The organism is Nocardia sp. NPDC059691 (genome assembly GCF_042733915.1).
GTDB classification, from domain to species: Bacteria; Actinomycetota; Actinomycetes; order Mycobacteriales; family Mycobacteriaceae; genus Nocardia; species Nocardia sichangensis.
In genome coordinates this window covers 738,201-751,854 of sequence record NZ_JBHWFB010000001.1, presented here as the reverse complement: position 1 = coordinate 751,854, position 13,654 = coordinate 738,201, and the positions used below count along the sequence as shown (strand labels likewise).

The 13,654-nt window shown below is 66.8% G+C and carries 9 protein-coding genes; 8 read left to right on the top strand and 1 reads right to left on the bottom strand.

The features are described 5' to 3' along the window. The first annotated feature begins 231 nt into the window (after positions 1–231). Positions 232–2,574, top strand: a complete 2,343-nt coding sequence (locus ACFV2O_RS03365; protein ID WP_379249863.1) for an N-acetylmuramoyl-L-alanine amidase — start codon at positions 232–234, stop codon at positions 2,572–2,574. A 413-nt stretch (positions 2,575–2,987) separates the two neighbouring features. On the opposite strand, the gene ACFV2O_RS03360 is transcribed toward ACFV2O_RS03365, so the two are convergent. Next, a complete protein-coding gene (locus ACFV2O_RS03360; protein ID WP_355073162.1) occupies positions 2,988–3,827 on the bottom strand; it encodes an HAD family hydrolase in 840 nt (279 codons plus the stop codon). Between the two features lie 155 nt (positions 3,828–3,982). On the opposite strand from ACFV2O_RS03360, the gene ACFV2O_RS03355 reads away from it, so the two are divergent. Genes ACFV2O_RS03355 through ACFV2O_RS03325 form a run of 7 tightly spaced genes read left to right on the top strand, consistent with a single transcriptional unit; the run spans position 3,983 to position 13,487 of the window. Next, a complete protein-coding gene (locus tag ACFV2O_RS03355; protein WP_355073164.1) occupies positions 3,983–4,960 on the top strand; it encodes an ABC transporter permease in 978 nt (325 codons plus the stop codon). After that, positions 4,957–5,877 (top strand): ABC transporter permease, encoded by a 921-nt coding sequence (locus ACFV2O_RS03350; protein WP_355073166.1) that lies wholly within the window; start codon positions 4,957–4,959, stop codon positions 5,875–5,877. The genes ACFV2O_RS03355 and ACFV2O_RS03350 overlap by 4 nt, the downstream gene beginning before the upstream one ends. Then, positions 5,874–7,724 carry an ABC transporter ATP-binding protein gene (locus ACFV2O_RS03345; RefSeq protein WP_379249860.1) on the top strand — a complete coding sequence of 617 codons (1,851 nt, stop codon included), beginning with the start codon at positions 5,874–5,876 and terminating at the stop codon, positions 7,722–7,724. Before ACFV2O_RS03350 ends, ACFV2O_RS03345 begins: the two co-directional genes overlap by 4 nt. Positions 7,725–7,737: 13 nt before the next feature. Next, on the top strand, positions 7,738–9,423 hold the full coding sequence (locus ACFV2O_RS03340) for an ABC transporter family substrate-binding protein (protein ID WP_379249858.1): 1,686 nt from the start codon (positions 7,738–7,740) through the stop codon (positions 9,421–9,423). Continuing rightward, on the top strand, positions 9,420–11,120 hold the full coding sequence (locus tag ACFV2O_RS03335; protein ID WP_379249856.1) for an ABC transporter family substrate-binding protein: 1,701 nt from the start codon (positions 9,420–9,422) through the stop codon (positions 11,118–11,120). Before ACFV2O_RS03340 ends, ACFV2O_RS03335 begins: the two co-directional genes overlap by 4 nt. A 37-nt stretch (positions 11,121–11,157) precedes the next feature. Then, the gene (locus ACFV2O_RS03330) at positions 11,158–12,828 is read left to right on the top strand and encodes an ABC transporter family substrate-binding protein (RefSeq protein ID WP_379249854.1); all 1,671 of its coding nucleotides are present in this window, start codon (positions 11,158–11,160) and stop codon (positions 12,826–12,828) included. Further along, positions 12,825–13,487, top strand: coding sequence for a hypothetical protein (locus ACFV2O_RS03325; RefSeq protein WP_379249852.1), 663 nt, complete (start codon positions 12,825–12,827; stop codon positions 13,485–13,487). The genes ACFV2O_RS03330 and ACFV2O_RS03325 overlap by 4 nt, the downstream gene beginning before the upstream one ends. Positions 13,488–13,654 lie beyond the last annotated feature (167 nt).

Here is a 13,654-nt window from a genome sequence, read left to right as displayed (position 1 = left end):
GCGTATTACGATGCATCCGCTCACTCCCACGGTTAACAGATCCGGTAGATCCCCACCTTTTCCGCACGTTTTCCAGACGCGCTAGCAATCATCGAGCTACATTCAGGCAATCACATAATCCTCAACCAGAGGTTTAGCCATGTGACAAATGTGGCTATTGTGACCATTGATACATCAGGAAGTGACCCTTAATCACACATGATCACTGGTACGACCTGATTGGAGACGCTCGTGCGGTACCGCAAACCGAAACGCTCCTACGTGCTACCGGTTGTCACCACCCTCGCGGTAGCTGCCCCGCTCGGCACGCTCATGCTCAGCGATTCGAACGACTACCGCACCGCCACCAACAGCGAACCGGCCGCCGTCGCGGCCGGACTCGCCGAGGTCGCACTCACGCGCGCGCCCGATATCGTGTTGCCGCTGCGCGAACTCACCGGATTGAGCCTGCCTGATCTGCATCTTTCCGACCTGCGCATGCTGCCGAGCGCCGCGGGCATTCCGATTCCGGACGGGCCGCTGCCACCGGGCGCGCAGCCACCGGAAGGAATGCGACTACCCAGCTCGAATTCCGTCCAAACCTCCGGTTCGGAATTCACTCCGAGTCAAACGTCCGAAAGCGCGAATTCCCCTGGTCAGCCGATTTCCGGGGCGTCAACGAGCAGTGTGCGCTTCATCGCCGATCCCGCCCGGCTCCAGCCCGGCACCACTCCCGAAACCCCCGCGTTGTCTCCCGGTGCGGTGACCCCCGAACTGATGAGCCAGGTGGGGGCGCAGGTGAAGGAACTCTCCAGCGACACCCCGTTCAGCATGGTCGCACTCACCGCGCGCCGACTGGCGGACACCAAGGCCACGATCCGTGCCCGCCAGCCCGACGGCACCTGGGGGCCCTGGTACGACACCGAGGCGGTGGACACCTACCGCACCGATCACTCCGGTCCCGGCCCGACCGACGGCACGGAGCCGATCTACGTCGGCAACACGAACGCCGTGCAGGTCCTGGTCACCCGTAAGCAAGCAGCTCCGACGATCCAGCCGGTGGCGCAGCCCGGACCCATCGCGGACGACCAGTCGCGACCGGGCGACCCGGCTCCGCACCCCGCCGCGCGTTCCGACGACCCGGCCCAGCAGTCCGCGGACCTGACCGCCGTGCTGATCGATCCCGGTCGGGCCACCGCCGACGGCGACCTGCACAGCGTCGCCGCCGCGCTGCCCGGCGGCGGACCGAGCGTGATCACCCGCGCCCAGTGGGGCGCCGACGAATCCATCCGCTGCGACCAGCCGACCTACGACGACCACCTCGGCGGCGTCACGGTGCACCACACCGCGGGCCGCAACGACTACAGCAAGTCCGAGTCGGCCGGCATCGTCCGCGCGATCTACACCTATCACGCGAAGACGTTGGGCTGGTGCGACATCGGCTACAACGCGCTCGTCGACAAGTACGGGCAGGTCTTCGAGGGACGCTTCGGCGGCCTCGACCGCCCGGTGCAGGGCGCGCACGCGGGCGGGTTCAACGAGAACACCTCGGGCGTCGCGCTGATGGGCAACTACGAGTCCGAGCAACCGACACAGGAGGCGATCCAGGCGATCGGCGCTTTCGTCGGCTGGCGCACCAAGGTCGCCGGACTCGATCCCAAAGGCTCCACCACGATGTACTCCGAGGGCACCTCCTTCACCTCGTACGCCGAGGGTGAGGCGGTGCGATTGCCGGTCGTCTTCGCACATCGCGACGTCGGCAACACCACCTGCCCCGGCGACGCCGCGTACGCGCTGATGGACCGGATCCGCGACATCGCCGCCGGCGCGCCGGGCGCCCCCGCCACGCACGACAGCCAGGTTGCCCCGCCCGGCGAATCCGACGTGGCGGGCCTCGCCGCGCTGACCACCAAGCTGCTGAACATGGTGCAGGACAACATCATCGCCAGGCACTGGTCGCAGTCCGGTGGACCTAACGGCCCGCTCGGCGCCGCGCGGTCGGACGTGCTGCCCGCCGCGCAGGGCATGCAGTACGCGAAGTTCGCCAACGGCTACGTCTACACCGCCGAGGACGGGCAGGTCGTCGAGGTGCTCGGCACCATCCTGGACCGCTTCCTGCAACTCGGCGCCGACACGGGCGCGCTCGGACTCCCCCTGCGCAACGCCCACCCGGTCTCCGACGGCCTGCGCGCCGACTTCGAGCACGGCTCGCTGATCCTCAACCAGCTCACCGGCATCGTCACGACGATATGGAAGACCTACAACGACACCTACCAGGAGGAAGTAAGCCGGAACCCGGTCGCGGCGCAGGTGAGCGCCCCGCTCCCGCACCATGCCCCGGCTCCGGCCGCACCGGCCACCACGGCTCCGGGTAGCGCACCGATCCCGAACGGCACCCCCGCCACAGCTACACCCACACCGTCGATCGGCCCGGCGCCCGCGGCACGAACCCCACTCGCCCAGGCTCCGGCAGGCGCACCGGCATCGATCAGTCCGCCACAGCTACCCCCACAGCACCCCGCCGTACACCCGCCACACGGCCCGGCCCCAGCCGAAGCCGCGTTCCCCGCTCCACCGCGATCACCTGAGGGCTGACGCCACCACCGAGGATTGATCCCCGACAAGTTGCCCCTCTCGGAGCTCGCGCCCCGCGCGTGCTCCGAGTTGTTCAGGCACATACCCATGGCCTTGTGGGTCGGACATACCGGCAAGCCGCGGTCACTCGACCCGGCAAACCAATCGACCACCAGATTGCCCCGAACACCCCGTCGGCCCCCTCGGACCCGAACCCGCGCGCACTGTTTCCCCAGGTCGGAGACCAGCGCGCCCAGCCAACCTCAACCACGTCTTCCGAGCGAAGCGAGACCGAGCATCCGCCGTTCGCGGCCCGGCTCGCGTCCGAGCGGCCGCCGCGTAGGCGACGAAGGAGCAAGCGGCGGTCGCTCGGACGCGAGCCATAAGGGGCCGCGAACACCCAGCGCCGCAGGCGCTGGAAAAACAAACACAGCTCACACCCACCAGCGCTCGAGGACGCGCGCGACTCCGTCGTCGGTGTTCGATTCGGCGATCTCGTCGGCCGCGGCGAGGGCTTCGGGGTGGGCGTTGCGCATCGCGACACCATGGCCGGCCATGGTCAGCATGGGGACATCGTTGGGCATGTCGCCGAACGCGACGATGGTCGATTCGTCCACGCCGAGCCGCTGGGCGACCACCGCCAGCCCCGCGGCCTTGGTGATGCCAGGCGCGGACAGTTCGATGAGCCCGTGCTCGGTCGAGTAGGTGATGTCGGCGCGTTCGCCGATCAGCGGCGCGAGCACCGTGCGCATGTCCGAGCTGCGCGCACCCGGCAGCCGGATCAGCATCTTGATGGCGGGCGCGTCGATGACCTCCTCCCTGGCGACCGAGGTGTCGTCGGGATTGAGCCAGGCGTGCTCGTACTGGGGCGAGCTGACGAACTGGGGCGTCACCGCGTCGTGCGCGCTCTCGCCGACGCGTTCGGCCGCGAGGCCGCAGCCCGGCAAGGCACGTTCGGCGACATCGGCGAGCCAGGCGAGCGTCGGCACGTCCAACGTCATGCTGACCAGCACCCGGTCGGCCGCGCTGTCGTAGATCACCGCGCCGTTGCCGCACACGCACAGCGGCGCGTACCCGAGCCCCTGCACCACTGGGTCGATCCAGCGCGGCGGACGGCCCGTGGCCAGCACGAACGGCACACCGTCGGCGATCAGGGCGCCCACCGCCGCCTTCGTCCGCGCGGTCACCCGCTCGTCGTGATCGATGAGCGTGCCGTCCACATCGGTGGCGACCATCTTCGGTTTGGGGAGGTGCAGGGGCGTCACCCATTCCATCCTGCCGGACAACCTCCGGCTCGCGCCCGGCCACCGTGCTCGGCTGTGCCCCGGACATGCCCGGATGTCGTGTGGCACGCGCGCCGCGAACCACGTCCTTATGATCGGGGGCTAATACCGACGCTGGCCCGTCCAGCCGAAAGACCAGAGGACTGATGACCGGCTTCCTGCTACGACGCGCGCTCAACTATGTCGTGCTGTTGCTGCTGGCTTCGTTCCTGACGTTCAGTTTGGCGTCCCTGACGTTCCGGCCGCTGGACAGTCTCGAACAACGCAATCCGCGCCCGCCACAGGCAGTGATCGACGCCAAGGCCGAGGAGCTGCACCTCAACGACCCGATCCCGGAGCGCTACATCACCTGGCTGAAGGGCATTCCGCACGGTGACTTCGGCACGACGCTGGCCGGTCAGCCGGTCAGCGAGGAGCTGCCGCGAAGGGTCGCGGTGAGTCTGCGGCTGCTGATCGTCGGCTCCCTGGTCGGCACGGTGCTCGGCGTGCTGATCGGCGCGGCGGGGGCGATCCGGCAGTACAAGTTCAGCGACTACTTCACAACGGTGGTGTCGCTACTGATCTTGAGCACGCCGGTGTTCCTGCTCGCGACGCTGCTGAAATACGGTGCGCTGGAAGTAAACTCGCTCACCGGATCGCAGATCTTCCTCTACACCGGCGAGACGTCGGCGAACAAGATCGAAGGATTCGGGCCGCAACTGCTCGACCGCATCCAGCACCTGATCCTGCCCACCACCGCGCTGGCCCTCGGTGCGATGGCGGGCTACAGCCGCTACCAGCGCAACGCGATGCTCGACGTGCTGCAGAGCGATTTCATCCGCACCGCCCGCGCCAAGGGGCTCACCCGCAGCAAGGCGCTGTACAAGCACGGCCTGCGCACGGCGCTGATCCCGATGGCCACGCTGTTCGCCTACAGTCTCGGCGCCCTGATCACCGGCGCGACGTTCACCGAGAAGATCTTCGGCTGGCACGGCGTCGGCGAGTGGCTGGTCGACTCGATCAACGCCCAGGATCTGTACGTCGTGGTGACGGTCACCGCGTTCGCCGGCCTGGTCGTGCTGGTGTCGGGTCTGCTGTCCGACATCGTGTACGCGATTCTCGATCCAAGGGTGCGTGTGGGATGACCGAAGCCGAGATCATCGTCCAAGGCGCGCCCGAGGTCGCCGCGACCGGGCGGCGCAAGCTGGTCCTGCGGCGCTTCCTGCGCAACAAACCCGCCGTCGCGGGCGGCATCGTCCTCATCACGCTGTTCGTCGTCAGTTTCGCGCTGCCGCCCTTCCTGCCCTACGACTACCAGCAGCTGGACTACACCGCCCTGCTCAAACCGCCGAGCCCGGAACATCCGTTCGGCACCACCCAGATCGGTCAGGACGTCCTCGCGCAGACCCTGCGCGGATTGCAGAAATCCCTGGTCATCGGCCTGTGCGTGGCGCTGTTGTCCACCACGATCGCCGCCACCGCCGGTTCACTGGCCGGACTGCTCGGCGGCTGGACCGACCGGGCGATCATGTGGCTGGTCGACCTGCTGCTGGTGGTCCCGAGCTTCATCATCATCGCGCTGTTCGCGCCGCGCACCAAGGGCAGCGGTTCCATCCTGCTGCTGATCCTCCTGCTGTCCTGCTTCGGCTGGATGATCTCGGCGCGGATCGTGCGCGGCCTGACGCTGAGCCTGCGTGATCGCGAATTCGTCCGGGCCGCGCGGTACATGGGCGCGCCCACCCGCACGGTGATCCTCAGCCACGTCATCCCGAACATCGCCTCGATCCTGATCATCGACACCACCCTCACCGTCGGCTCGGCGATCATGGCCGAAACGGGCCTGAGCTTCCTGGGTTTCGGCGTGCAGCCGCCGGACGTGTCGCTCGGCTCGCTGATCGCCGCGGGGACCAAATCAGCGTTGACTTATCCCTGGCTGTTCCTGTTCGCAGGTGGTCTGCTGATCATCACCGTGCTGTGCGCCAACCTCGTCGGTGACGGACTGCGCGACGCGTTCGATCCCGGCGCGAAGCGGGCTCGGTCGAAGAAGAAGGCGAAGGCATGACGACGACGACCTCCACCGCGCCACTGCTGGAGATCACCGATCTGCGGGTCTCCTTCCCCAGCGAGGAGGGCCGCATCGACGCGGTGCGCGGCGTCGACTACACGGTCTCCGACGGCGAAGTGCTCGCCATCGTCGGTGAATCCGGTTCGGGCAAGTCGGTGTCCTCGCTGGCGGTGATGGGGTTGCTGCCGGAGCAGGCGCGGATCACCGGTTCCATCCGGTTCCGCGGACGCGAATTGCTCGGGCTGGCCGATCGCGAACTGTCCAAGCTGCGCGGCAGTTCCATCAGCATGGTGTTCCAGGACCCGCTCTCGGCGCTCACGCCGGTCTACCGGGTGGGCGATCAGATCGCCGAAGCCCTGCTGGCGCACGGCAAGGCGAGCAGAGGCGATGCCGCGAAGCGCGCGGTGGAGCTGCTCGACCTGGTCGGTATCCCGGACCCGGAAGTGCGGGCCAAGGCGTTTCCGCACGAGTTCTCCGGTGGCCAGCGCCAGCGCGTCGTCATCGCGATGGCGATCGCGAACGACCCGGCGCTGATCATCTGCGACGAGCCGACCACCGCGCTGGACGTGACGGTGCAGAAGCAGATCCTCAATCTGCTGCGCAAAGCGCGCGACATCACCGGCGCGGGCGTCATCATGATCACCCACGACATGGGCATCGCCGCGACCCTGGCCGATCGGGTCGCCGTCATGTACGCGGGCAAGATCGTCGAAACCGCCACCGCGAGCGCCCTGTTCAACGCGCCGCGGATGCCGTACACCGTTGGTCTGCTCGGCTCGATCCCGCGCATGGACGGTCCGCCGCGGCGACCGCTGATCCCGATCGTCGGCGCCCCGCCCGCCATGCACGCGCTGCCGCCGGGCTGCTCGTTCGCACCGCGCTGCCCGGTGTCGATCGGCGAATGCCGGGCGGCGGAACCGCCGCTGGAGGCAGTCGAACCGGGTCATACCGCCGCCTGCATCCGCACCGCCGAGGTCGGCACCGACGAGCTGTTCGACGCCTATCGGCGCGAGATCGCCGAGCCGGAGGCCGAAGCGCAGGTGGAGTCGGACGTGGTTTTGCGGGTTTCGGACCTGGTGAAGGTCTTCCCGATCACCTCCGGTGTGGTGCTGCGCCGCCGCAAGGGGGAGATCAGGGCGGTCGACGGCATCAGCTTCGAGGTCCGCGGCGGGCGCACCTTGGCGCTGGTCGGTGAGTCCGGCTCCGGCAAATCGACCACGCTCACCCAGATCCTCGATCTGGTCCCGCCGCAATCGGGCGCCATCGAGATCATGGGCAGCGACGTCGGATCCCTGAGCAAGGCGCGCAAACGGGAGATCCGCCGCAAGATGCAGATCGTCTTCCAGGACCCCACCGCCTCCCTCGACCCCCGCCTGCCGATCTTCGACGCCCTCGCCGAGCCGTTGCGCATCGACGGGCGGCCGCGCGCCGAGATCGCCCGCCGGGTACCGGAACTGCTCGAAAAGGTGGGTCTGCGCCCGGAACACGCCGACCGTTACCCCGGCGACTTCTCCGGCGGCCAGAAACAGCGCATCAGCATCGCCCGCGCACTCGCGCTGGACCCGGAGCTGCTGGTGCTGGACGAACCGGTCTCCTCGCTGGATGTCTCGATCCAGGCGGGCGTGCTGAACCTGCTACGCGACCTGCAGACCGAGCGCGGCCTCTCCTATCTGTTCGTCTCACACGATCTGTCCGTGGTGCGAAACCTGGCCCACGACATCGCGGTCATGTATCGCGGGAAGATCGTGGAGTACGGCCCGGCGGAGCAGATTTTCGCCGCCCCGCAACACGAGTACACGCGGGCGCTGATCGACGCGGTGCCGGTGCCGGCAGTCAGCAGATAGGTAGGAGGGCCCGATGCGGATCCGTTTCGACCGAATGCGGTGGACCGCGGGCTTGGCGGCGATCGCACTGATCGCCGCGGGCTGCGCGGCCGGCGCCGACGAATCGGCCGCGGGCCTGTCCGACGCGCTCGGCACCACCAGCGACATCAACCCGAAGAATCGCGACGAGGTGCGCGAAGGCGGCAACCTACGGCTGGCGGTCACCAGCTTCCCGGCGAACTGGAACACCCTGTCCAACGACGGGAACGACGGCGAGATCGCCGATGTCGAGCGCCCCCTCATGCCGCGCGCTTTCGACGTCGACGCGGCGGGCAATCTCACCGTGAACAAGGACTTCTTCACCGATGTCGCGCTGACGGGCACCAATCCACAACAGGTCACATACACCATCAATCCCGCAGCGGTCTGGTCCGACGGGACGCCGATCACCTGGGAGGACATCGCCGCGGAAGCGCACGCGCTCAGCGGCCGCGACAAGCGCTTCTTGATCGCGATCACCAACGGCTTCGAGTTCGTCGAGAAGGTCGAGCGCGGAGTGGACGACCGGCAGGCGGTCCTCACCTTCAACCATCCCTACGGCGAATGGCGCGGACAGTTCGCGGGCAACTCCTCGCTTTTCCCGAAGTCGGTGACGGCGAATCCCGAATCGTTCAACAAGGGACTCGTGGACCGGCTCGGCCTCAGCGCGGGTCCGTTCGTCGTCCGATCCACCGACCGCGTCCAGGGCCGGATCGTGCTCAGCCGTAATCCGAAATGGTGGGGCGAGGCACCGAAGCTGGACACCATCACCTACAGCGTGCTGGATCAGGCGGCCTGGGCGGCCGCCTTGCAGAACAACGAACTGGATCTCGTCCGGCTGACCTCGATCGACGAGGTCAAGACGGTCCGCAATACCAGCGGGCTGGTGATTCGCCGTGCGCCCGGTAATCGCTGGCGGCACATCACCTTCAACGGGGCGCCCGGCTCCATTCTCGCGGACGCGCGCGTGCGCGTGGCGATCGCGAAGGCCATCGACCGGCAGGGCATCGCGACGGCGACCCAGAACGGTCTGGTCGAGAGTCCGAAGCCCTTGAACAACCATATCTTCCTGCAGGGACAGGGCGGATACCAGGACAATTCGGCCCCGGTGGCCTACGACCCCGACCAGGCGGCACGGGAACTCGACGCGGCCGGCTGGAAGCTCAACGGTGACGTCCGCGAAAAGGACGGCCGCAAGCTGGAAATCCGCGACGTGATGTACAACGACCCACTGTGGGTGCAGATGGCGCAGATCATCCAGCAAAATCTGGCCCGGATCGGCGTGCGGCTCACCATCGACACCAAGCCAGGGGCAGGTTATTTCACCGACGTCATCATTCCCGGTGATTTCGACGCCGCACAGTTCATCTTCTCCGGTGACGCCTTCGCGATGAGCTCGATCCGGCAGATCTACTACTACGACCCGAACGACCTGCAGGGCAACTACGGCCGCATCGGTTCCCCCGAACTCAATGCCCTGATCGAGCGCACGCTGACCGAACTCGACCCGAAGAAGGCGATCGAACTGGCCAACGAGGTCGACCGGAAGGTATTCGAGGAAGGACATTCCCTGCCGTTGACCCAGTCCGACGGCAGTTTCGGAGCCCGCGCGGACCTCGCCAATATCGGCTCCCCGGGCCTGGCGTCCTACGACTACACCAAGATCGGATTTCTGAAATGAGACCAGCACAGCCCACCCGCAATCGCCGGAGGCAGGCACGCGACGTGATGGTTCGGGCGCTCACCGTCGGCACGGCGCTCGCACTGCTGGTCGGCTGTGGCGCGGGCGGCAGCGAAGTGAAGTCGGGTTCCAACGCGATCGGATCGACCAACGACATCAATCCCCGCGAGCCGAGCGAATTGCGCGACGGCGGCAACCTGCGTCTCGCCATCACCAATTTCCCCCCGACGTTCAATTCGCACCATGTCGACGCCGACGGTGACGTCGCCGAGGTGGTCGACTGGACGTTGCCCGGGCCGATCACGTCCGATGCCGCCGGAGAGTTGTCGATCGACCACAACTTCTTCACCGACATCACGCTGACCGAGACCAACCCGCAGCGGGTGGTCTACACCATCAACCCCAAGGCGGTCTGGTCCGACGGCAGCCCGATCACCTGGGAAGACCTGCGGTCCCAGGCAGAGGCGCTGAGCGGCCGCAACACGGAGTACCGGGTCTCCGCGACCCAGGGCTACAGCCGGCTGGCCAAGGTCGAGCGCGGCGTCGACGACCGTCAGGCAATCGTCACCTTCGCGCAGCACTACGCGGAGTGGCGGGGCTTGTTCAGTCAGCTGATGCCGAAGGAATCGACCGCTACGCCGCAGGCGTTCAACGAGCGCGACCGCAACGGGCTCGCCAAGTCGGCGGGACCGTTCGTGATCACCACCGTCGACCGGGCACAACAACGAATAGTGCTCAGCCGCAATCCGAAATGGTGGGGCGAGACGCCGAAGCTCGGCACTGTCACCTACAGCGTGCTCGACTATTCGGCCCGCCTCAACGCCTTGCAGAACAACGAACTCGACGCCATCGATGTCTCGGGCATCGAGGAGGTCAAGTCCGCGACCAACTCACCGGGCATCATCGTGCGGCGTGCCTCGCGTCCGTACAACTCGCACATCACGTTCAACGGCGCCCCTGGGTCGATCCTCGCGGATCCGAAGTTGCGGGTGGCGATCGCGAAGGGCATCGATCGTCAAGGCATCGTCACCGCGCTGCAGAACGGGATCGTGGAGAACCCCAAGCCGCTGAACAACCACATCTACCTGGACGGACAAAAGGGCTACCAGGACAACTCCGCGGCGATCGCCTACAACCCGGACGAGGCGGCCCGGATGCTGGACGAACTGGGCTGGAAACTCAACGGTGACGTCCGCGAGAAGGACGGACGCCAGCTGGTGATCCGCGACGTGATGTTCCAGCAGGACACCTGGGTGCAATTGGCTCAGATCATGCAGCAGAATCTCGCGCGGATCGGGGTGAAACTGCTGATCCAGACCTACCCCGGCAACGGCCTGTTCACCGATGTCATCGACCCCGGCAACTTCGATATCGCTCAGTTCAGCTGGTCACGAAGCATTTTCCCGCTCGGCGCGCTGCCCCAGATCTACGCGTACGACCCGGCGAACACGCTCAGCAACAAGGGCCGGATCGGGTCGCCCGAGCTGAACGATTTGATCGAGCAGACCATCTCCGAACTCGACCCCGAGCGGGCGATCGAGCTGGCGAACAAGGCCGACCGGATGATCTTCGACCTCGGCCACTCGGTGCCCATCGCGCAATCGCCCGGCAACGTGGCCGTCCGGGAGGGCCTGGCCAACTACGGCGCTTTCGGGCTGGCTTCCACGGATTACCTCCGGGTGGGCTTCGTGAAGTGAGCCGGTCCGTAGGACGCAACGAGCAGGAAGGATCACCATGCGGATTACCTCTGCGTGTGCCCGGCTGGCTTTGTCGCTGGTCGTCGTAGGGCTGACGCTCACGGGATGCGGCGGCGACAATGGTGTCACCGCGGGCAGCAGCACGATCGGCACCACCAACGACATCAATCCGAGGGACCCGAGCGACCTGCGCGACGGCGGGAACCTGCGGCTGGCACTCACCAACCTCCCGGAGAACTTCAACTATTTGCATGTGGACGGCGGAACGGAGACCGTCTTCTCCATAGTCGAAGCGACGATGCCCACCACTTTCGTCAGCGATGCGGCAGGACAGTTGAGCATCGCGCACGACTTCTTCACCGACATCAAATTGATCGGAACCAATCCGCAGCAGGTGGAGTACACCATCAATCCGAAGGCCGTGTGGTCCGACGGCTCGCCGATCACCTGGGAAGATCTCCGGTCTCAGGCGAATGCACTGAGCGGCAAGGACAACGCGTTCCTCGTCTCGGCCACCGGCGGTTTCGAACGGGTGGGCAAGGTCGAGCGCGGCGCCGATGACCGGCAGGCCGTGGTGACCTTCGACCAGCCGTATGGCGAATGGCAAGGGCTGTTCAACCCGCTGTACCCGAAGTCGGTCACGGCGACGCCCGACACCTTCACCAACGCGGCCAAGAACGAGCTGCCGCTCAGCGCCGGGCCCTTCGTGATCACCTCCATCGATCGCAGCCAGAATCGCATCGTGCTGGGGCGCAATCCCCGATGGTGGGGCGAGACCCCGAAGCTGGATTCCGTCACCTTCAGCGTCCTGGACCACTCGGCCTGGCTGCCCGCGATCCAGAACAACGAACTCGACATCGCCTACATGTCCGGCATCGAGAACGTCAGCGCGGCGCGCAATGCCGCGAACGTGGTCATCCGCCGCACGCCGGAATCGACCTGGTCCCACATCACATTCAATGGGGCACCCGGTTCCCTGCTCGCGGACCCACAGTTGCGGATCGCCATCTCGAAGGCGATCGATCGGCAGGGAGTGGTCACCGCCTCCCAGCACGGCGTCGTGGATGATCCCAAGCCACTGAACAATCACGTCTTCGTGGCGGGGCAGAAGGGCTACCAGGACAATGCCGCGCCGATCGCCTACGACCCGGACGAGGCCGCCCGGATGCTGGACGCGCTCGGCTGGAAGCTCAACGGCGATGTCCGCGAGAAGGACGGCCGTAAGCTCGAACTCCGCGACGTGATGTACCAGCAGGACCAGTGGGTGCAGACCGCGCAGATCGTGCAGCAGAATCTCGCGAGAGTCGGGGTGAAGCTGATCATCCAGACGGTGCCGGGCACCGGCCTGTTCACCAATGTCATCGACCCGGGCAATTTCGACTTGGCCCAGTTCAGCTGGGGCGGTAGCGTTCTGCCGCTCAGCGGTTTGCGGCAGATCTACTACTACGATCCCGCCAACCTGCAGAGCAACAAGGCGCGCATCGGCACTCCTGAACTCAACGCGCTGATCGACCAGACCGTCGCCGAACTGGACCCCGACAAGGCCATTCAGCTGGCCAACCAATGCGATCGGATGATCTTCGAGGAGGGTTACTCCGTCCCGCTGCACCAGGCGGCGGGCACCTATGCCGCCCGGACCGACCTGGCGAACTACGGTGCGTTCGGCCTCGCCTCGCGCGACTACACCAAGGTCGGTTTCCTGAAGTGAGTTCCGGACGGGGCCATCCGCTGGCCTATCCGATCACCGTGACGATCGGCGCCCTCGCGGTCTGTGCCGCTTGGGCGCCGTTCGGCACTCTGGATCAGGTGGCGGCGATCGCGGCCGTCGCGCTCGGCGTCTGCGGGTACACCGGATATCGGCTCGCCCTCGCCTTCGGTATACTCCGATTCCGTCCTCCCTCCACCTCGCCGACCGTTCGGGTTGCCCGCATCCGTCAGCAGCATCGCTTGGTCGGCCGGTCGTGGTTGGAGGTGGGCGGCACAGGTCGCCCGCGGTGGGTTCCGGTGTACTTCGATCCCGCGCTGGTCACTCTCACCGAAACCGAAGGGGAACTCACCGACCGCACGATTCACGTCGCGGGACGACGCCTCTACCCGTCCGGCCGCATGCGCGACGTCGAACCGCCCGGCCGTCTCATCGATAACCCCAGCCGCCCCGACCCCGGCGCACCCGCCCACATCGCGAAGGCCACCCGCCTGCGGCGCCGCCTCCTGCTCGACTCCCAATCCACCGTCGCCGCCCCCATCGCCGCCCTCCTGTGGGTCTACCTCGACGGTGGCGGCTTCTCGGTCTTCCTGGCCGCCACCACCATTGCCGCCGCCTGCACGATCTGGCTCTCCGCCGTGCAGGGCTCCGACCCCACCTGACCGCCCGACCACGAGCACCGCAGCGCCGATTGTTCGCACTCGTAGGAGTGCACGTCCGTCCGTGCGACCGCACACCCGCGTCGCGAGAGTGAGGTTGTGCATGGCGCGCATCGACGATCACCGATAGACCACCGTGCCCGAGACCGGCGGTGGGACGAATCCTGCGA